22 protein-coding genes are annotated in these 18,975 nt (G+C 59.2%); 19 read left to right on the top strand and 3 right to left on the bottom strand.

Features of this window, described 5'->3' with window-relative positions; all coding sequences use genetic code 11:
* Positions 1-3: 3 nt before the first annotated feature.
* The 9 genes from GKC70_RS14680 (at position 4) to GKC70_RS14640 (ending at position 4,387) form a co-directional block, all read left to right on the top strand.
* Complete coding sequence (locus tag GKC70_RS14680) at positions 4-396, top strand: hypothetical protein (protein WP_342649093.1); 393 nt, start codon at positions 4-6, stop codon at positions 394-396.
* A 1-nt stretch (position 397) separates the two neighbouring features.
* Complete coding sequence (locus tag GKC70_RS14675; protein WP_342649092.1) at positions 398-1,012, top strand: hypothetical protein; 615 nt, start codon at positions 398-400, stop codon at positions 1,010-1,012.
* Positions 1,009-1,539 carry a phage tail terminator-like protein gene (locus GKC70_RS14670; protein ID WP_342649091.1) on the top strand — a complete coding sequence of 177 codons (531 nt, stop codon included), beginning with the start codon at positions 1,009-1,011 and terminating at the stop codon, positions 1,537-1,539. Before GKC70_RS14675 ends, GKC70_RS14670 begins: the two co-directional genes overlap by 4 nt.
* Positions 1,540-1,549: 10 nt before the next feature.
* Complete coding sequence (locus GKC70_RS14665; protein WP_342649090.1) at positions 1,550-2,053, top strand: KilA-N domain-containing protein; 504 nt, start codon at positions 1,550-1,552, stop codon at positions 2,051-2,053.
* Positions 2,054-2,120: 67 nt separating this feature from the next.
* A complete protein-coding gene (locus tag GKC70_RS14660) occupies positions 2,121-2,540 on the top strand; it encodes a phage tail tube protein (RefSeq protein ID WP_342649089.1) in 420 nt (139 codons plus the stop codon).
* The gene (locus GKC70_RS14655) at positions 2,483-2,776 is read left to right on the top strand and encodes a phage tail tube protein (protein WP_342651531.1); all 294 of its coding nucleotides are present in this window, start codon (positions 2,483-2,485) and stop codon (positions 2,774-2,776) included. Before GKC70_RS14660 ends, GKC70_RS14655 begins: the two co-directional genes overlap by 58 nt.
* Before the next feature lie 83 nt (positions 2,777-2,859).
* Entirely contained in the window at positions 2,860-3,168 is a 309-nt protein-coding gene (locus tag GKC70_RS14650) for a phage tail assembly chaperone (protein WP_342649088.1), read from the top strand.
* Positions 3,169-3,230: 62 nt separating this feature from the next.
* Positions 3,231-3,482 carry a DUF1799 domain-containing protein gene (locus GKC70_RS14645; protein WP_342651530.1) on the top strand — a complete coding sequence of 84 codons (252 nt, stop codon included), beginning with the start codon at positions 3,231-3,233 and terminating at the stop codon, positions 3,480-3,482.
* Between the two features lie 548 nt (positions 3,483-4,030).
* The gene (locus tag GKC70_RS14640) at positions 4,031-4,387 is read left to right on the top strand and encodes a hypothetical protein (RefSeq protein ID WP_342649087.1); all 357 of its coding nucleotides are present in this window, start codon (positions 4,031-4,033) and stop codon (positions 4,385-4,387) included.
* A 274-nt stretch (positions 4,388-4,661) separates the two neighbouring features.
* On the opposite strand, the gene GKC70_RS14635 is transcribed toward GKC70_RS14640, so the two are convergent.
* Positions 4,662-4,991, bottom strand: coding sequence for a hypothetical protein (locus GKC70_RS14635; protein WP_342649086.1), 330 nt, complete (start codon positions 4,989-4,991; stop codon positions 4,662-4,664).
* Between the two features lie 85 nt (positions 4,992-5,076).
* Complete coding sequence (locus GKC70_RS14630) at positions 5,077-5,376, bottom strand: hypothetical protein (protein ID WP_342649085.1); 300 nt, start codon at positions 5,374-5,376, stop codon at positions 5,077-5,079.
* Between the two features lie 382 nt (positions 5,377-5,758).
* Between GKC70_RS14630 and GKC70_RS14625 the strand changes: the two genes are divergently transcribed.
* The 8 genes from GKC70_RS14625 (at position 5,759) to GKC70_RS14590 (ending at position 13,350) form a co-directional block, all read left to right on the top strand.
* Positions 5,759-6,259, top strand: a complete 501-nt coding sequence (locus GKC70_RS14625) for a hypothetical protein (RefSeq protein ID WP_342649084.1) — start codon at positions 5,759-5,761, stop codon at positions 6,257-6,259.
* 108 nt (positions 6,260-6,367) lie between these two features.
* Positions 6,368-7,012 carry a hypothetical protein gene (locus GKC70_RS14620; RefSeq protein ID WP_342649083.1) on the top strand — a complete coding sequence of 215 codons (645 nt, stop codon included), beginning with the start codon at positions 6,368-6,370 and terminating at the stop codon, positions 7,010-7,012.
* Positions 7,013-7,197: 185 nt separating this feature from the next.
* A complete protein-coding gene (locus GKC70_RS14615) occupies positions 7,198-7,512 on the top strand; it encodes a hypothetical protein (protein WP_342649082.1) in 315 nt (104 codons plus the stop codon).
* A gap of 56 nt (positions 7,513-7,568) precedes the next feature.
* Entirely contained in the window at positions 7,569-10,880 is a 3,312-nt protein-coding gene (locus GKC70_RS14610; protein WP_342649081.1) for a phage tail tape measure protein, read from the top strand.
* 52 nt (positions 10,881-10,932) lie between these two features.
* On the top strand, positions 10,933-11,271 hold the full coding sequence (locus tag GKC70_RS14605; protein WP_342649080.1) for a phage tail protein: 339 nt from the start codon (positions 10,933-10,935) through the stop codon (positions 11,269-11,271).
* Entirely contained in the window at positions 11,268-12,017 is a 750-nt protein-coding gene (locus GKC70_RS14600; RefSeq protein ID WP_342649079.1) for a phage minor tail protein L, read from the top strand. Before GKC70_RS14605 ends, GKC70_RS14600 begins: the two co-directional genes overlap by 4 nt.
* A 2-nt stretch (positions 12,018-12,019) precedes the next feature.
* A complete protein-coding gene (locus GKC70_RS14595) occupies positions 12,020-12,775 on the top strand; it encodes a C40 family peptidase (RefSeq protein WP_342649078.1) in 756 nt (251 codons plus the stop codon).
* Complete coding sequence (locus GKC70_RS14590; protein WP_342649077.1) at positions 12,772-13,350, top strand: tail assembly protein; 579 nt, start codon at positions 12,772-12,774, stop codon at positions 13,348-13,350. The genes GKC70_RS14595 and GKC70_RS14590 overlap by 4 nt, the downstream gene beginning before the upstream one ends.
* A gap of 234 nt (positions 13,351-13,584) precedes the next feature.
* Here GKC70_RS14590 and GKC70_RS14585 read toward each other — a convergent pair whose 3' ends face one another.
* Positions 13,585-13,815 (bottom strand): hypothetical protein, encoded by a 231-nt coding sequence (locus GKC70_RS14585; RefSeq protein WP_342649076.1) that lies wholly within the window; start codon positions 13,813-13,815, stop codon positions 13,585-13,587.
* A gap of 128 nt (positions 13,816-13,943) precedes the next feature.
* Between GKC70_RS14585 and GKC70_RS14580 the strand changes: the two genes are divergently transcribed.
* Entirely contained in the window at positions 13,944-17,786 is a 3,843-nt protein-coding gene (locus GKC70_RS14580) for a DUF1983 domain-containing protein (RefSeq protein WP_342649075.1), read from the top strand.
* Positions 17,787-18,096: 310 nt separating this feature from the next.
* Positions 18,097-18,975 carry a hypothetical protein gene (locus GKC70_RS14575; protein WP_342649074.1) on the top strand — a complete coding sequence of 293 codons (879 nt, stop codon included), beginning with the start codon at positions 18,097-18,099 and terminating at the stop codon, positions 18,973-18,975.

The following is an 18,975-nucleotide window of genomic DNA, read 5'->3' as shown; positions in this document are numbered from 1 at the left end:
TCCATGGGTATGCGCGAAGAAATCCAAGCTGACCTGGCCGAGGCGTTCGACGATCCAGACGGCCTTGCGGATGCAGTCCGGCCGGTGGCGGGGGCGCGCTCCATTAAGGGCGGCTACGACCCCGCAATCGGCGGCACGGTACCGGCCTCGACTGTGCATTACACCGGGCGTGGCGTGTTCGGTAGCTACCTGGCGAAGGAGATCGACGGCTCACGCATCCAGACTGAGGACGTGAAGCTGCTGGTGCTGCAGAGCGAACTGCTCAAGGGGCCGGCCGATGCAGTAACTGCCATCCCGGTCGAGCCGAAGATTGGCGACCTTATCAGCGGGTACCGGACGCTCAACGTATCCGAAGACCCAGCCAAAGCCACCTGGATCATCCATCTGAGGAAGTGACATGCCGCGCGGCTCACACATGACCCAGCGGTACGGCGGGCTAGAGGGAGGATTCGCCGAGAGCATCCGCGCTTTTGCCGAGCAGGCGCAGCAAGCGCTGGACGCCACCTTCCGCGAAATCGTGATCGAGATCGGCAGCAGCGTTATCCGAATGTCGCCCGTCGGAAACCCTGAGTTGTGGACGCAGAACGCAATCGCGACTCAGTACAACCAGGCTGTCGAAGATCACAACACCGCACTGCGAAGTGATCCTGCCAACCTTTCCAAAAATGGGCGCTTGAAGCCTGGAAGAAAGCTTAAAGATGGTATGGACATTGCCGCGCCCGCCGGTTATGTGGGCGGCCGGTTCCGGGGCAATTGGCAGTTCTCGATCAACTCATCGGCGACCGAGGAGCTGGACCGCATTGACCCGTCCGGCAACGAGACCATCGCCCAGCTCAAGGCGCAGGTCGAGGCGCTGACCATCGGGCAAACCGCCTACATCGTGAACAACCTGCCCTACGCCGTGCCTTTGGAATACGGGCACTCCACACAGGCGCCGAGCGGGATGGTCCGGGTCACCCTGGCCAATTTCCAAGCCATCGTCGACCAAGCCATCAGGAACAACCAAGTATGAGCCAGGCACTCGCTCGACAGGCCATCGAGATCAAGCTGATGGCCTGGGCCACGGCGCGCCCCATTCGTGTTGCGAACTTCGAAGAGGGCTTCGAGGCCGAGCAGGACGAGACCTACTTGCGCGCCTTCCTGCTCCCAGGCGGCACTGACTGCCGATACCTCGCTGGCGAGGCCTACGAGTACACCGGGGTCTACCAGATCACTATCGTGTGTCCTGCAGGACAGCCCTGGCCACGACTGAGGCTCTTGTGGCCGAGATCACAGCGCTGTTCCGGGTCGACTCTGAAATCAGCAGGGGCGGGTTCGACGGGCTCGTCGTGGAGCCAGTCCAGCAGGGCCCCACAATCACCGAATCGGCGACATACGCCGTGCCGACCAGCTTCACCTACCGAGGTGTCGCGGACCTGTAGTTCTCAAGGGTCGCCTAGCGCGGCCCAACCCAACACGCAGCCTAGGCCCGTACAGCCGAACGGTGGATGTTCGTTCATCCGTCCGCCCCGGCTGCGCTCCTTTTCGCCTGATGAATGAGGTGACACCGATGAATGCAGGCAACGTGATCCCATTCCACTACCAGGGCCAGGCCGTGCGCTTCAACAGCGAGGGCTGGATCAACGCCACTGACATCGCCAAGCGCGAAGGCAAACGCCTGGACAAGTGGCTTGATACGCAGGAGACCCGGGACTATCTCAAGGCGCTGGGCCGGCACTTAAATACCCCGGAAAAGGGGGATTTGATTCGGACGCAGCGGGGCCGCTCCGGCGGAACCTGGCTTCATCCGAAGCTGGCAGTCGCGTTCGCTCGCTGGGTATCTGCCGACTTCGCCGTATGGGCCGACCTGCACATCGATGCGCTCCTGCGCGGCGAGCTGACCGAAAAGCAGCAGTTCGACCAAGCCTGCCGTGCACTCAGTGACGGCCAGCAGATCGCCAGCCTTTCTGGGCGCCAGCTGGCCCAGTGGAAAGGGCGCAAGCCAGCGCTTGAGCACCAGGTTGATTACTGGCGTGAGCAGTTGCAAATGACCCTCGGCCTCGACGCGGCCTGATCCCCGACTCAACCCCTGAAACCCGCCGCGTGCGGGCTTTTTCGTTTCTACCCAAGAGGAAAACACCATGGCCGCACGCTTCCCGCTGCCGAACGGCGCTATCGTTGAGATCGCCGCGACCCTGGGGACCGCCATCCCTTTCACCGCCATCACCAACGCCGCACCGCCTGTCCTGTCCGCTGCTGCGCACGGTTTGAAGGCCAACGACATGGTCCTGATCGATTCTGGTTGGGCCAAGCTCACCGACCGAGCAGCGCGCGTCACCAGCCCCACCACCGATAGCTTCGCACTGGGCGCGGTCGATACCTCGAATGTCGACCTGTACACCCCGAGAGCCGGCGTTGGCTCGGTGATCCCCGTTACCGGCTGGGTGCAAATCTCGAAGGTGACCGGCTTCACCCCGTCCGGCGGGACCAGCAGTTTGCGACCATCGGCTACCTGGAAGACGATGACGACCGCCAGTTCCCGACCAACCGCAACCCGCTGAGCCTGACGATCGTTGTCGAAGATCAGCCGACCGCCGCCTACATCAGTGCGGTCGAGGGCTTTGACGAGAGTAAGGCTCTCACCGTCGTACGGCTCAAGCTGCGCAACGGCGACCAGATCCTCTTCCCGGGCTATGTCAGCATCACCGCCACCCCGACCATGGAGCGGAACAACATCATGACCCGCACCATCAGCGTGGGTCTTTCCGGCCGCCCATTGCGCTACCTGGCCGCCTAAGGAGTTCCCATGGCAAAGATCAAGATCGCGCAGAATCCCACGTTCACCGCCGAAGTGAAGATCCCCGCGTAGGCGCTGATCCGGTGAGTGTGCCGTTCACCTTCCGCTACCTCGACCGCACGGCTCTGGCCAAGCTATACGACGCCTGGAATCAGGCGGCCGAGGCCAGCGCTGAGAAGGCGAAGGACAAGACTCTGACGCTGGAGCAGTTCACCACCGTCCAAGTCCAGCACCAGGCCGAACAGATCAAAGCCATCACCGTGGGCTGGGGCTTCGACGACAAGTTCACCGACGAGGCAGTGCTGGAGTTGGTGACCACCTGCGTGGGCGCCCCGCAGGCGGTACTCAGCGCGTTCCAAGACGCCTACAACCCGGCACGCCTGGGAAACTGAGGGCGGCGGCGCGGGCGCTGTACGAGCAGAGCCCGTCCGCCGAGCAGTTGGGTGCCTTGGGGCTGACACTGGATGACATCGAGGTGGAGGAGGTGGAAGTCTGGCCAGATGCCTGGCTCAGCTTCTGCCTGTTTGAAGCTCTGGGCACGCAGTGGCGCCTCGGGCCGGGCGGACCCTCAGGGCTGGACTACACGGCCATACCGGCGGCGGCAGAAATGCTCGGCATCAAGCGCCGCAAGCTGGCCGATCTCTTCCCCGACCTTCGCATCATGGAGCACGAGGCGCTGGCCGTGATGGCTGAGGCTGCGGAGTAGGTCAAAAACGACGCGGTGAGGCCGCAGGAGGCAGTGATAAGTCGATCAGTCGAACGACCTAGGGCATTCGCCTGAGTCGATAGTCAGCCTCATCGAAGCCTCGTCGAAATGCAGAGATCGACCTGGCATTGTTAGTGTCGTCTTGATGTGTTCGAGCTCAAAGACCTCGTCTTCGTTGAGTGTCACGTAAGCTCTATCCAGACCGGATCGAAAAGCGTTTGCGATTTCGAGATGGATCCTATCTAAGCATTCCTGTAATTCATGACGTGGCAACCGGATAGACATTGATTTTCTCCCTTCGGCGAGGCCTGTGACTGATAAATCACCTGTAGTGGCAATTCAGCTTTACGGAAGCTGATGTATGCAATGCTTCAGCTAGCGTGGACTCTCTCGCTGGGTATCAAATTCCCGCTTCAGAGCGTGCTAAACGCGAATGCCTGAATCGGATTTTGCGAACAACACCCAGAGGAATTTAATGTCTACGACGGAGCCAAGGTTGCGGTTGATCTTGGTGGCAGATTGCTTCTATCCGTTAAAGGCGCTTCTCGATGCATCGGTTCAAATCGGCTGTCGTGTTCCTAGCAGTTTTGATCTGGGGAGATGTTGTCCTTGCTGCTAGTCAATCTTTGCAATGCGGCTCTAAGGTTTCAGTCATTGGGATAAGAGGTTTCACGACAGTCATCTTGCCGGATGGCAATTTGATCTACCGCGTCGGCGGTGAGACCCGGGTCTCCCGCGATGGCATCAGTATCACCGCTATTCCTTACGACGACGGATCGGTGCTTTATGTAGAGGGAACTAAGCCAGTCACCTATTACTTCAAGATGATTTCCGGGCCGGTCGTCAAGTGCGTAAAGAGCCCGGCGCTTGGCCGAGCTTGGGGTCACCTGAAGTTGCGCTCGTAGATTAGTTCGTAGCAGCGGCGCGCGACGGTCGCGAAATACAGACCGCCCAATGCAATCAGCCCGACGAAAGCGAAAGCTAAGGCGGCATCCCAGGTGATGGCATGGTCTTTGGACCATTGGACCAAATCGATGGTTGAGTTTCCTGAGACCCACAAATAGTAGGCACCCACCAAGAAATTAGGTATGCCTATCAACGTTAGAGCCCAATCGCTGAGATCGGCGTACGGCCGCCTCTGAAACCTCTGCAAGGCGGCTATGAGTTTTCTCATGGGATTCATGCTTGGATAGGCGTGTGACGGAAGTACTCGCCTATGGCGCTGATCGTCCCGGGGGTCGGATCTACATCGTCGTACCAAAACGAGGCACGCAATGGGATGTCGACGTTGAAGAGGCAGACAAACTGCTCTTCATCCAGATCGTAGATGACGCGCTCAACGGCAGGATCAAGCTCTGCCCCGGTCATTGTTTCCCAGAGCTTGCAGCTGGTGCCTTGCTCAAGGTGGAGGCCGGGAAAAGGCACGAATGGAAGGTCGAGCTGATGGCTGCAGTAGCCTAACAATTCACCCTTCTGGACGACTCTTACTGCGAGCAAAACCTTGTGCATAGTTACTCCCTGTTGGGTGCAGATGGGCCAGACATTGTGTTTCCTGCGAGGGATGGAGTAGGCCTCAGGCGTGGTTTGGATTGGGCTATACGAAAAGACGCTCGCGTATCAAGTCGTGGCAGCGTCGTGAGACATCCAGTAAGTAAAGACCACTAAGGGCGAGCGTACCTATAAGCCCGAAAGCTATGCAGGCATCGAGCCCAAGCTTATAGCCAGTGACCACATCAAAAAGCTCTCTGCCCCAGTGTTGGGCTTGCCATGTCACGAATGACCCCAAGAGGAATGTCGGAATGCCTATCAGTGAAAGCTTCCAGCTGCTCAGATCGGCGTAATTCGACTTCTTGCGGTTGCGATACGCGGTGGCCACCTTTTTCAATATCTTCATGCGCTTACTCCGTTTGCCATGGACGACCTGGGTGGAAGCAAAGTTAAACCAGCGAGAATCCGCTGGTTAAAAGATGAGCGGCGGCACGTACTAGGTGTGTTTCAGATCGTGTCAAACCTGATCCAGAGCGACCCAGGACCATCCCATTCAAAATCATAGCCAGAGCTGGAAAGCATCTCGCTGAATGCATCTACGAGGGCGCTGGCATCGTCCTCGGGGATAGCCTCCAGATTCAGATCACTGAAATCTACGCTGGCGCGTGGGAGCTCAGGACGTACCGTAACAAGCTGGACTCCTTGAGTTCATTCATTGCGGGGCTCAACCAAGCGGTTGAGCGTCCTCAGCGTTATGCGGTCGGGCCTTTCAAGGGGAGGGCTTGCGCGTGAAGCTAACTCAAAGCCAGGTTGATGAATGTCGGCAAGACGGGATCGTGGCTGGGCATAGTATTGCTAGCCCGTTCTCGGGGCTGATCATCCAGGAACTCGTTTTCCAGTATGACATATGGGTCAAGCAACTTGATCGTCACCCTACCGATCCGATGGTTTCTGCATGGCTTGAGGGGCTGTCATGGTTTCTTTCAGGCATCTACCTAAAAGGTGCGCAAGGTCTAAACCCTCGGCAGACCTTCGACCAGCGCCGTGATGCATCAAAGGAGCAAAGTTCTCCGGGCGTTCTTGGTGCGCAAAAGAAGATGACGACCCTTCGGGAGCTTGCACTGCTGTTGAAAATGGATCGAAGCGCAGCAAGGCGTTATGTGCTGAAGCTGGGTTTCAACCCGCAACAAGCCCGTACAAGTGACAGTGGGTACCAGCTCGCATTGGTCTTCACGCCAGATCAGGTTCGCGAGATTGTCGAGGCCAGGCGATCCGACGGTTACTGCTAACGACAGCCATGAAACGAACCCTGCCATCGCGGGGTTTTGGTGTTGGCATTCCGAAATCGTCCACTCGGGTGGTAGAGTTTCCCGAATCTGAACAGGGATGCTCGCGATGTGAATCGGTTAGAACTTCTTCAGCCGTATCTCTACGGCCCCAAAGACACCATAAGCCACGAGCACGACCCTGCGGCGTATCGCCTTACCGCTGAGGACAAACTCAGCCTTGAAAAAACGGTCATGGTTCGCGGCGCCAGTGCAATCGAAAACGTAACCAAGGGCGGAGCAGTGCTTTACCTGCGGTCACCTCAGCGGTTCTCTGGCGACGATGAGCCTTACCTTCGTTCTTTGTTCGCCCCCGGCACGGAGACCATTGTTCCGTGGGGTGGCCCTGACCAAATCGTCGTCAGTCAACGCGAGCCGGACCACAGTGGCGTGATCGTAGTGGAAAGCTACTCGCCGTTCGAGGATCGCTTCCTGCGCTTGCCATACGCCAAGAAGCTAAATGGTGCTGACGGTATCGCCGCATATCAATTTTGCGCGACGATGCAGGCTAGAAACTCGCTTCGAGTGCTACAGCAGCATGGACGCCTGGAGTCGCTGCCGCCCAGCAAGCTACCCAAAATAGCCAAGCAAGAATGGCAGGGCATTTGGGTGCCGGCAACCAAGCATAGAAGGGTGTTTGCGGAGGGTGGTCAGATGGCGTCTGAGATTGGCTCGATCCCTCGAGACGGGGCGACTACCTCAGATTTCTCCTCATAGTGAAAGCTATCGGCAAGATGAAGATCCCTATCGCGGAAAAACGCAGGTTTCTATCTGAGGTTGGGCGAATGAGAGGTCAGTCTGGCACAGACTTCAGCATCTTTATTGAAAAGGCCTACATGAGCCTTGAGGATATGATGAGGCTTTAAGCGTGCCCTGAATTTTAGGCTGAGAAGAGGTACTTCATGAAGCATTTGGTGCTGGTGGCACTGGCCGGGATCGCCTTGGCTGGCTGTGGGAAGAGCGATATCGACAGGGCGCGCGAAGCTGTCGCCAAGAAGCTCACTGACCCGTCGTCTGCTCAGTTTCGGAATGAGCGGAGTAAGAAGGATGGCTGGGTGTGTGGTGAGGTCAACTCGAAAAATGCCATGGGCGGTTACGTTGGATTCAAGCGCTACACCGTGATCTGGAAGGATGGTGGCGGCCAGTCAGTTTCGCTTGAAGGAGTTGATGAGAGCTCATTGGATAGAGCGCTATGTAAAGCTGATGGACAGCAATAGAAAGCCAACATTTAACACAACCCGCTCCGGCGGGTTTTTTTATGCCTGGAGAAATCATGAGCCAAGGTGATATTGCCGTTCTGGGGGTCCGAGTCGAATCGGGCGAAGCAGTCACTGCGGCCGATAATCTGGATAGCCTGGCAAAGGCCGGAGAGCGCGCAGAGAAGGCTGCAGCTGCTGTTGAAGCGCAAGCCAGATCCTCCGGGGTTTCGATCAAGGAGCTTGCCACTGGAAGCACGGCAGCTGAACAATCTATGGGCAAGCTGGCGGCCGCCGAAGAGAAGGTTGCAGAAACCTCAAGCGAGGCGATGGCCCGGCTCACTGCCATGGCCAAGGCATCTCTTGAAGCAAGTGACTATCACAAGGGGCTGGCGTCCAGCGTTGTGAGTGTCGGCGGAGCGATGGAAACCGCCAAGTCTGCAGCGACTGACTGGTCGGCCTACCAAGCACAGATCAACGAGCGCGGCCGCGCTCTTATTGACACAGAGAACCGGATTTCTGCTGCTGCAAGACAGGCAGCCGTGACGACCGGCGTTCAAGCGGATGGTCTTCAGGAGTTGCTCGGCCGAATTGATCCGGCCGTTGCCGCGCTTGGCAGGCTGGATGAGATGGAGCGCAGGCTGCAAGGGTTCAAATCATCTGGCGCTTTGGACGCAGAAACGTTCGCAGATTACAAGGGGAAAATAGACCAGGCCCGGCAGGAGCTGGGAAGGATGGACTCATCCCTATCTCGAACTGGAATGTCGGCCAAGGCAACTGCAGCAGCGCTGCGCGGGGTTCCTGCGCAATTGACGGACATTGTTGTGAGCCTCCAGGGCGGTCAAGCGCCACTCACAGTGCTCCTTCAGCAGGGCGGCCAGCTCAAAGACATGTTCGGGGGCATCGGTCCAGCCGCCAGGGCTATGGGCGGGTACATCGTCGGCTTGGTCAACCCTTTCACGGTTGCGGCAGCCGCAGTGGCCGGACTGGGAGTCGCATACTACAAGGGATCCGAGGAGCAAGAAGAATTCCGGAAATCTCTGATTCTGAGCGGGAATGCGGCCGGCACGAATGTAGGTGCTATGACAGATCTCTCTCGACAGATTGCCGCGACCGTAGGCACAACTGGCGCAGCGGCTGAGATTTTGGCTCAACTGGCCGGCAATGCGAACATTGCCGGTGAAAGCATCGGCACCGTCGCAACTGCGGCTCTTCAGATGCAAGACGCTACTGGGCGCGCAGTTGAGCAGACTGTCGCTGAATTCGTCAAAATCGGAAAGGACCCGGTTTCAGCCGCCAAAGAACTGAACGACCAATACAACTTTCTGACTGCCAGCACTTACGCTCAGATTGCCGCCCTGAAAGAGCAGGGTGACACAGTCGGTGCGGCCAAACTGCTAACAGACACCTACGCCCAGACTATCGATACTAGGACGAAGGAGATCGTCGAGAACCTGGGTTGGATCGAAAAGGCGTGGCGCGGCGTCTGGGGAATGACGAAAAATGCCGGCGATGCAGCGCTTGATTTCGGCCGATCCGCAAGCCTCGCAGCCCAGCTGGCCGAAGCGCAAAAGGATCTGGCGGCGCTGGAAAAGAATGTCGCGGGCAATTCGATTGTGGCCAAGAGCGCAGAAGCGGCTAATGAGAGGACCCTACTTGAAAGTCGCATCCAGGCCCTCAACGACCAGATCAGGATTCAGAAATCGATTGACCAAGCCCAAGAGAACTACCGGAAGCGCCAGCGTGACTCGATCGCTGGCATGCACGAGGTAGATAAGCTCGAAAAGTCTGCCTGGACCAATGCAGAGAAGCGGGCCGATAAGCTGAAGACGTATCGCAAGTCCCTTGCAGACATCCGCAAGGAGAATCCTGACGATCAGCGCCTCAATCCAGATAGGATCGCCCGAGTTGAGGCGGATATCGCCAAGCAATTCAAGGATCCAGCAGTACGCACTACCCCCATGGACCTTTCCAGCTTCAACGACCAGAAGAACGCACTGGGCGCGATCCTGGCCGAGTACAAGAACCACCAGAAGGAGCTGGATGCAGCGCAGAAGGCTGGTCTGGTATCGCAGAAATCCTATGCCTCTCAGCGCGCTGCGATCATCGAGCAGCAGAAAGGCGATGTCACCAGCGCTTACGAGGCCGAGATCAAGGCCCTGGAGGATGCTAAGGGGCGCAGCACCACTAGCGCCCAGCAGAAGATCCAGCTCGACCAGAAGATCGCCGACGCGCGGGCCGCAATGGTCAAGGCGCAGAAGGATGCCGACTCCGAGCTGGCGGTTCTCGCAACCAATGAGGAAGGCCGGCTCAAGCGCCAAACTGCTGCGGTCCAGGCATACACCGATCAGCTTGAGCGCGAGCGACAGGTGCGGGCCACGGCAGGCGATCGCGCTGCGGCCGCCCTCGGCATGGGTGATCGCCAGGCGGGCCTTCAGCGAGAGCTGGACGGGGTTTCCGACGAGTTCAACCGCAAGCGTGAAACTCTGCTGGATCGCCGCCGCACGGCGCCGGACAAGTACAGCGCCGAGGACTACAAGCGCGACCTGGCAATCCTTGAGGAGGCTGAGAACCGGTACAGGGAAACTGTAGTGGGCAACTACGACAAGATCTCTGCCGCTCAGGGCGATTGGAGGAATGGCGCATCGTCCGCGTTCGCCACTTACCTCGAGCAGGCCCGTGACGTCGCCGGACAGACGCGGACGTTGTTCAGCAATGCGTTCACCAGCATGGAAGATGCAGTGGCCAGCTTCGCCACCACCGGGAAGCTGTCTTTCTCTGACTTCACCAAGTCGGTGCTTGCGGACATGGCGAGAATCGCCGCGCGCCAGGCCATCACTGGTCTCGCTGGAAGCCTCTTTGGATCCGCAGTTGGCGGTTTGTTTGGTGGTGGCGCAGCAGCAGCCTCCAGTGCGTTCACGCCGGGCAGCGCGGGCGCAATCTCATCCAAGCTTGGGGCCTCTGCCGCTGGTTATTCAGCGGCATATGGATTCTCTGACGGCGGTTACACCGGCGATGGAGCCAAGTATCAGCCCATGGGTGTGGTGCACGGCGGGGAGTTCGTGCTGCGCAAGGAGGTCGTGGCCCAGCCTGGCATGCGGAGCTACCTGCACCAGCTGAACCAGAACGGGTATGCGGATGGTGGTTACGTCACGCCAATGCCGGTTCCTCGGCAGATGACCAACTCTGTCAGCCAGAGCCAAGCGGCACCCGTGTCGGTGGCAATCCGGATCGATGGTTCGGGAGCCAGCCAAGTGCAGAGCAGCAGCCCAGGGCTTGAGCAGTTCGGCAAGGAAATAGGTGCGTTCGTGGATGCCCGCTACCGGAAGCTGTTGAGCATGGACCTGCGGCCTGATGGCGCCATTGGCAGGTCCATGCAGCGTCGGTAGCGGCTGGCCCATAACGTCTCCCTCATTGAATCGACATCCTACAGAGAATGGTATGGCTATTGAAACCTTCAGCTGGCCGACCGAGCGCGGCGAGGCAGCGCAAGTCGAGTATCGCGTTCGCGAGTCTCGATTCGGCGATGGATACCGTCAGGTGGTCGCCGACGGGCCCAACAACAAGCAAGACAGCTATCCCATTACGGCGGCTGGAACGCGAGCCGAGGTGCGCAAGATGATGGAGTTCTTCGACCGACACGGCGGCGCTAAAGCATTCCTCTGGTACACGCCGATGGGCGATCTAGGCCTGTTCACTTGCAAAGATCCGAGGCCAACGCCAGTGGGCGGCGGCCGATTCAAGATCGCGGCCACATTCGAGAGGGCGTTCCATCCATGAGTCTGGTAGCGCAAATCCAAAAGCTGGAGCCTGGCTCTGAAGTGGTGCTGTTCGAGCTTGATGGCTCAGACTTCGGCGCCGACGTGCTGCGCTTCCATGGCCATGCCATCCCGCACACACCGCAGGAACTGGCTGCTGCTGGAGCGGACGCAGACCAACTGCCTGCGAAGTCAATCTGGTGGCGCGGCGAGGAGTACGGTGCCTGGCCTTTGGAGATCGACGGCATTCAGGCGAACTCGGACGGCACCGCTGTGCGCCCATCGCTGTCGGTCGGCAATGTGAATGGCAGGATCACCGCCCTGTGTCTGGCGTTCGACAACCTGCTGGAGTTCAAGCTGACGATCCGGAACACGCTGGGTCAGTACCTGGACGCGGCAAACTTTCCTGGCGGCAACCCTACGGCAGACCCGACCCAGGAAAGCCTTGAGATTTGGTTTCTCGACCAAAAAACGTCGGAGAACGGGAAGGTCGTTTCGTGGGAGCTGGCCAGCCCTGGCGATGTAGGCGGGGAGAGTATCGGCCGGCAGATGACGACCCTCTGCCACTGGGCGATGACCAATGGCTACCGTGGGCCGAACTGTGGCTACACCGGCCCGTACTACGATATGGACGGCAACCCGACAAGTGATCCGGCCAAGGATCAGTGCAATGGCTGCCTGGACACTGGATGTGTTGTACGGCACGGCCAAGGCAACCAACTTCCATTCGGCGGTTTCCCGGCCGTGTCTCTGATTGCCAGGAGCTGATCATGCGCAAACACATTCTCACCGCCGTGCAGAGGCACGCTGCGACGGCGTACCCGCGCGAGTGTTGCGGGCTGCTGTTGGCTGTCGGCCGCAAGCAGATCTATTACCCATGCGATAACGTGGCCACCGAGCCGACTGAGGATTTCCGAATCGACCCGGAGCAGTATGCGGCGGCCGAGGATCTGGGTGAGGTGATCGGCATCGTGCACTCGCATCCTGATGCCACCAGTAGGCCTTCTCCGCGCGACCTTGCCATGTGCGAGGCCACGGGCGTGCCGTGGCACATCCTGTCGTGGCCGGAGGGAGACCTGCGCACCATCACACCAACCGGCCAAACCACGCTGCTGGGCCGGCCCTTCGTGCATGGGGCTTGGGACTGCTGGCAGGTATGCGCAGACTGGTACCAGCGCGAGTGGGGTCTGGAGTTTCCAGTCTACGCCCGCGAGGATGGCTGGTGGGAGAGCACCGAGGGGCCGAGCTTGTACGAGCAGGCCTACGAAGCTGCTGGGTTCTATCAGGTCAGCCAGCCGCAGCGCGGCGACATGGTCGTCATGTCTGTTGGACGCACCGCGCACCCGAACCACGCCGGCATTTTCCTGGGGAACGAACCAGCACTACCGGGCGAGCAAGCAGATGTTTTCGGGCCAGGCCCGTTCCTGCTGCACCACCTTTACGGCAGGCCATCAGAAATAATCGTGTTCGGCGGGCCTTGGCTTGACCGGACACGCCTGATTCTGCGCCACAAGGAGGCTCAATGAGCGCAATCACTTACTCGCCGATGACAACAATCAAGCTGTCCGGATCGCTGGCACGTCGTTTCGGCAGGGTGCATCGGAGGCAGTTGGATGCGGGGGATGTGTGGGAGGCATTCAAGGCGCTCAAGGCAACTATTGATGGCTTCGAGGCCGAGGTAAAGCGACTCGGCGAACTGGGCCTCCGGTTCGCTGTTTTTCGGAACGGTCAGAATGTTGGCACCCAGGGCTTTGGTCGCGGCGGATCACGGGACATTCGTATCGTCCCGGTCATCGCTGGAAGTAAGCGTGGCGGCCTCCTTCAAACCGTCCTGGGTGCAGTCTTGGTAGTAGCCAGCTTCTTCGGCGCACCCACTGGGCCTCTCGGCATCGCACTGCTCGCCGGCGGCGTCATTCAAATGCTCAGCCCCCAGGCCAAGGGCCTGTCGCAAAGCGGCTCGCCGGAGAACCTGCCGTCGTACGCCTTCGGCTCAGCCAAGAACACCACCGCCAGTGGCAACCCCGTCCCGATCTGCATCGGCAAGCGCCGTTGGGGTGGGGCGATCATCTCGGCATCGATCTACGCAGAGGACAAAGCATGACCAGAGTGACTTACAGAATCACCATCCGAGATCTTCACCGCATAGAGCACGGTCAGGTGTGCGCTGATGAAGCCGTGGTTGCCATCAAAGATGGAGAGCGGGAGATTCACCGGGAGTATTTCACAGGTAAGTGCCAGGCACGGGCTGGTTACGTCCGGAGGTACACGGGGAAGCCTGGTCTCCATGCCGTTCTGCTATCTGGCAACTGCTGCATGCAGTTTGCGGCAGGCGCCCCTACGCAGGGCGCTCAAGCCCACCCATGAATTCATCTGTGCCAAGGCGATGAGAACCGTAGTCCACGCGATGACCGGTCCCTCGAGCGGCTGCCTCGGCCTCCGCCGCGCTTTTCGAGGCGTAGATGTCGATGAACTCCCAGGGGGCGTCTTTCACAACTCCCCAACCCAGAACACAGCCCTCATTGTCGGGGTCTTTGGGTAGATTCTTTGCCAGGCTTCTGATCGACATAACCGCTCCTTGGTTGTGGGAGCCTGAAACCTACTCCGGTAAGCCGTCTAGGTGTTACTGGCATTGCATCCACCCTGTACAGAAAAACACGCCGCCTCCGGGCGGTTTTCTATTGCCCGGAGGACAGCATGGGCGCAGCAGCTCAACTTGAGATCACCGGCGCCAAGAGTGGCGAGAAGAAGCCCAAGGCACCCTACGAGGCCCCCGACAGCCTACGGTCTACCAACATCGCCAAGATCCTGTTGGCGGTGGGCGAGGGTGAGTTCGACGGCACGCCTACAGACCGCGACATCTACCTCGACAACACGCCGATCATGGATGCCAGCGGCAACGTGAACTTTCCGGGCGTGAAGTGGGAGTGGCGCCCTGGGTCTGTTGAGCAGGACTACATTCAGGGCATTCCGGCGATCGAGAACGAGACCACGGTAAACGTGGAACTGCGCAGCGACACGCCGTTCACCCGCGCGCTGACCAACACCCAGCTCTCGGCAGTACGCCTGCGCTTTTCCTGGCCGCGCCTTTTGAGCTCTGACGCCAACGGCACGAACGGTTACCGCATTGAGTACGCCATTGATGTGGCTACCGATGGCGGATCGTTCGTCGAGGCTCACCGTGGCGCGGTCGACGGAAAGACCACCAATGGCTACCAGCGCTCGGTGCGCGTTGATCTGCCCAAGGCAACGTCGGGCTGGACGTTCCGCGTGCGCCGGATTACCCCGAACCTCAACAACGGCAGCGTAGCTGACACGATGATGGTCTCGGGTTACACGCAGATCATCGACCAGAAAATTCGCTACCCGAACACAGCGCTGCTGTACATCGAGTTCGACGCCCAGCAGTTCCAGAACATCCCGGCTGTGACCGTCGACTGCAAAGCCAAGCGCTGGCCGGTGCCGAGCAACTATGACCCGGCGACCAGAACCTACACCGGGGTGTGGGACGGCACGTTCAAGCAGGCCTGGACGAACAACCCGGTGTGGGCCACCTACGGCATCTGCGTCAACGACCGATTCGGCCTGGGAAAACGCATCCAGTCTTGGATGGTCGACAAGTGGGAGATGTACCGGATCGGCCAGTACTGCGATCAGCTAGTACCAGATGGGGTAGGTGGGCAGGAGCCGCGCTACCTGTGCGACCTGAACCTGCAGGGCAAGGCCGAGGCCTGGACGCTGCTGCGTGATCTGTCGGCTATCTACCGGGGCATGACCTACTGGGCGCAAGGCTCGCTGTTCATGCAAGCGGACATGCCGCGCGCGCAAGACATCGACTACGTGTTCACCCGATCAAACGTCATCGACGGTGACTTCGTCTACGGCGGCGCTGGGCGCGACACGCACTACAGCCGCGCGCTGGTGAGCTACGACAACCCGGCAAACAACTACGACACCGACGTCGTCCCGGTGACCGACAATGCGCTCCAGCGCCGGTACCGGGATCGTCCCATCGAGATCTCTGCCATCGGCTGCACGCGCGCCAGCGAGGCACAACGTCGAGGCAAATGGGCGCTACTGAGCAATAACCAAGACCGCACCGTGACCTTCAAGACGGGCATGGAAGGCGCGAACGTGCTGCCTGGGTTCGTCATCCCTGTAGCCGATGAGTTGGTGGCCGGGCGCCCAAATGGCGGCCGGATATCGGCGGCTGCCGGCCGCGTCGTGACGCTGGACCGTGACACGCCTATCAAGGCTGGCGACCGCCTGATCATCAACCTGCCGAACGGCACGGCCCAAGGCAGGACAGTGCAGTTGGTCAGCGGCCGCGCCGTCACCGTGACGACCGCCTACGCGCTCCAGCCCGAGCCTGAGCTGCAATGGGCAATCGACTACGAGGATCTGGCCATCCAGCTGTTCCGCGTGCTCAAGCGCGTGCGCACTGCCGAGGGCGAGTATGAGTTCACCGCCCTGGAGTTCAACCCGAGCAAGTTCGCAGCGATCGACACCGGCGCCAAGCTCGACGAGCGGCCGATCAGCGTCATCCCGGTGACCACGGTGCCGGCGCCCACGAGCGTGTCGGTGACGTCCGGGCACGCAATCGACCAAGGCATCGCTGTCAGCACGATGACGATCGCCTGGCCGGCGGTCGAAGGGGCGGTCGCGTATGACGTCGAGTGGCGCAAGGACAACGGCAACTGGGTACGCCTGCAGCGCGTTGGCACGACCTCTGTTGATGTCGTCGGCATCTATGCCGGCGCCTACCTGGCGCGGGTCCGGGCTGTCAGCGCGTTCGACATCACCTCGACGTGGCGCAACTCGACACTGACGGAGCTCAAGGGCAAGGAAGGGCTACCGCCAGCGGTTTCCTACCTAAAGTCCACGCCTTTGGTCTTCGGTACCGGCTTGGCCTGGGCCTTCCCGCCTGGCGCAGAGGACACGCAACGCACGGAGATCTGGCAGAGCGCAACAACCAGCCGCGACCAGGCTATCAAGCTGGGGGACTTCGCATATCCGCAGGCTGAGCATGAGCTGCACGGGCTTGTACCCGGTATTGAGTTCTTCTACTGGGCGCGTCTCATCGACCGTTCGGGGAACTTCGGCCCTTGGTATCCCGATGGTGCTGGGGTGGTGGGACGTTCGAGCTCAGATCAGTCCGAGTATGAGGAGTATTTCAGGGACAAGATCGGCAATGGTGCCCTGTACCCGGAGCTTCGCAAGGAAATCGAGCTCATTTCGGGCGATGGGCCTGGCTCAGTGTCCGGTCGGATCGATGATGCCAAGAAAGAGCTGTACCAGCGCATCAACGAGTTGACTGACGCGCTGGCTTACAACCCGGAAGACGCCTACGCCCGTGGGGACGTGGTTCGTCAAGGGCAGAGGTTGTTCCAGGCCATTGCCGACGTGCCAGCAGGCGCAGCACCCCCGGATGCAAACTACTGGGCCGATATCGGTACCATCTTGGAGACTGCCAATGCCCTGGCCAGCCAGGTGCAGCGCAACACTGCTGACATCAGCGACCTGGACGGCAAGGTGACCGCGTCCGCAAGCCAGCTCACAGCACTGCAGGCCGCCGCACGGGATGATGACGCGGAAGGAGATCTGGCGGATGCCATGAAGGGCTGGGACGCGACGGCCAAATTTGCCGATGAGGTCAAGGTGCGTGCGTCGCAGAACGAAGCCACCGCCACGCGGCTGACGTCCCTCGACACCCAGGTTGCAGACAACAAGTCCAGCATCAGCCAGCTCGACCAGGTCGTGACCACGAATGAGCGTTCCACGGCTGAGCGCATTGCAGAGGTGAAGACCTCAGTCGGTGACAACGCCTCACGAATCCAGCAGGTCAGTGAATCCCTCACAGACACGAACGGCGCGGTGGCATCGCTGCGCACGTCGGTTGAGTCGGTGTACACGGCAGGTCGAGAAGAGACGGGAGAGGGCGACCTGACTGGCGCTTTGGATGCCTGGCAGACCAAGGCGAAGATTGCGATCGACACCAAGACGCTTGCCGAGGCCGATCAGGCCCTGGCGAGAAAGTCGGAGACGTTGGAGGCCTCCATCGGTGACACAAGGTCATCCGTGCAGCATGTGAGCGAGACCGTGGTAGGGCTGGATGGCCGTGTGAGAGCGCAGACGACCATCAAGGCGCAGACCATCGCAAATGGGCGGAAGGTCATGGCGGGACTTTCGGTCGGCAGCGACGGTGAGACCTCGGAGATTCTGGCATTCGCACAGCGCTTCGGGGTTGTCGACGAGGTCAGCGGCCAACTGATCCTGCCGTTCGTGGTACAGAACGGCCAAGTGTTCATCAACCAGGCGGTGATTAATAAAGCGTTTATCCGCGAAGTAATCCTAAGTGAGGTCTTGCGCTCAGAGGCTACCGATTCCCAAGGTAGGCCGTTAATTGAACTCAACTTCAAAAGCGGATATTTCGCGCTTCGCGGACAAGGCGAAGATGGCTCAACTCAAATAATTCCTGGACAGGTAAACACCTACTTCAAGAATGGTAATCCTTCTACGAAGATGGGGAACGGAATTTAATGGCTACAGGGTTCAAGTCGTACCTGCTTGAAGGTGGTGTTCTGGTAGACATGACCAAGCCTATAAGCCAGATGCTTGGATACGTGGATACGAACGCCACCAATGGCTCCACAACGATTGCTGCGGCACCGGCTGGAAAGACATTGTTCTTCGCAGTGGCAGAGCTCAGCCAGCAGGATCGCTACCTGGGGAAGCGACCTGCCGTAACCCTGAGCGGTACCACCCTTTCTTGGCAGTATTCATATCCAGATGGCTGGGGCTTCTATTCACTAAATTGCCGGATCCATTATGGATATCGATAGGTGGTCAAATGGCAAGCGCATTCATTGGCCTGAATGAGAACAATGCGGGAATAAACTTCGATAGTCGCTACATTGCGTATGGTCTACGCAAGAGCGGCAACCTTCAAAGTATCGGTGGATGGCCGAGGCTGCTGCTGAAATCAGTAAATCTAGACCCGACACGCCCGTCGAGTTACTCAGAAACGTCAGTGACGGATATTCTTTTCGGGTTCTCCGTTCAGGGGGCCATCGCTCCGATCGTATTCATTAATGGCAGCGGGGTATCATGCGGCTCTTCGAAGGTTGGTGATACAACAACCTTTCTCTTCCTACTTGCTTCGGCCAGTACCAAGTTCTACTACTTCGACCTGATGTCTGATAATGGTCCGATTAACGGGGTGAAATGTTGGAATGAGGCCGGAGACCTGACTTTCAACTCTAGTCAGATCCCTCTGAATGTCATAGCCAGTGTCACGGCACCGCAGCCTCCGGCGACCGATCCGAGGCTTCCCAATCAGTATGGTGCTGTCTATCAAGGCGGATCGAATGGATGGGATAAACCCTCGGGTTTGGCCGGGTATTTCACCAGCTTCACTTCTAGGATCTTCGTCCCTGTAGCATCTGGTGACTGCGCCGCCTGCATTACTTTCAGTCGATCAATGGGACAGGGCCGGCGTGAAAGATCCTCGCCTCCAGACCCCGCTAACTCCCCTGCATTAACCAATCTTATGGCAACTATGGAGGGGTGTTTCGGTGTTAATGGCGGTGTGACCTTCGTCGCGTGTGATGCGGCGCACACGACGATGTATGGATCAACCTCTGCCGCGAATAGCTATTTCGACATACCCGCTGTTCTACCTGACGCGCTTGTCATCAGGTCGAGTGACTATCCATTTCCCTATAACTAG

Origin of the sequence: Pseudomonas sp. REB1044 (assembly GCF_038813925.1) — a bacterium.
GTDB lineage: Bacteria > Pseudomonadota > Gammaproteobacteria > Pseudomonadales > Pseudomonadaceae > Aquipseudomonas > Aquipseudomonas boreofloridensis.
Note: the sequence above shows the minus strand (reverse complement) of the source record. Positions and strands in the feature narration are given on the sequence as shown.

Bases quoted from the DNA above. Each gene is read 5' to 3' on its own strand.
- GKC70_RS14680 (WP_342649093.1), top strand. From the start codon at position 4: ATGGGTATGCGCGAAGAAATCCAAGCTGACCTGGCCGAGGCGTTCGAC.
- GKC70_RS14675 (WP_342649092.1), top strand. From the start codon at position 398: ATGCCGCGCGGCTCACACATGACCCAGCGGTACGGCGGGCTAGAGGGA.
- GKC70_RS14670 (WP_342649091.1), top strand. From the start codon at position 1,009: ATGAGCCAGGCACTCGCTCGACAGGCCATCGAGATCAAGCTGATGGCC.
- GKC70_RS14665 (WP_342649090.1), top strand. From the start codon at position 1,550: ATGAATGCAGGCAACGTGATCCCATTCCACTACCAGGGCCAGGCCGTG.
- GKC70_RS14660 (WP_342649089.1), top strand. From the start codon at position 2,121: ATGGCCGCACGCTTCCCGCTGCCGAACGGCGCTATCGTTGAGATCGCC.
- GKC70_RS14640 (WP_342649087.1), top strand. From the start codon at position 4,031: ATGCATCGGTTCAAATCGGCTGTCGTGTTCCTAGCAGTTTTGATCTGG.
- GKC70_RS14635 (WP_342649086.1), bottom strand. From the start codon at position 4,991: ATGCACAAGGTTTTGCTCGCAGTAAGAGTCGTCCAGAAGGGTGAATTG.
- GKC70_RS14630 (WP_342649085.1), bottom strand. From the start codon at position 5,376: ATGAAGATATTGAAAAAGGTGGCCACCGCGTATCGCAACCGCAAGAAG.
- GKC70_RS14615 (WP_342649082.1), top strand. From the start codon at position 7,198: ATGAAGCATTTGGTGCTGGTGGCACTGGCCGGGATCGCCTTGGCTGGC.
- GKC70_RS14610 (WP_342649081.1), top strand. From the start codon at position 7,569: ATGAGCCAAGGTGATATTGCCGTTCTGGGGGTCCGAGTCGAATCGGGC.
- GKC70_RS14605 (WP_342649080.1), top strand. From the start codon at position 10,933: ATGGCTATTGAAACCTTCAGCTGGCCGACCGAGCGCGGCGAGGCAGCG.
- GKC70_RS14600 (WP_342649079.1), top strand. From the start codon at position 11,268: ATGAGTCTGGTAGCGCAAATCCAAAAGCTGGAGCCTGGCTCTGAAGTG.
- GKC70_RS14595 (WP_342649078.1), top strand. From the start codon at position 12,020: ATGCGCAAACACATTCTCACCGCCGTGCAGAGGCACGCTGCGACGGCG.
- GKC70_RS14590 (WP_342649077.1), top strand. From the start codon at position 12,772: ATGAGCGCAATCACTTACTCGCCGATGACAACAATCAAGCTGTCCGGA.
- GKC70_RS14585 (WP_342649076.1), bottom strand. From the start codon at position 13,815: ATGTCGATCAGAAGCCTGGCAAAGAATCTACCCAAAGACCCCGACAAT.
- GKC70_RS14580 (WP_342649075.1), top strand. From the start codon at position 13,944: ATGGGCGCAGCAGCTCAACTTGAGATCACCGGCGCCAAGAGTGGCGAG.
- GKC70_RS14575 (WP_342649074.1), top strand. From the start codon at position 18,097: ATGGCAAGCGCATTCATTGGCCTGAATGAGAACAATGCGGGAATAAAC.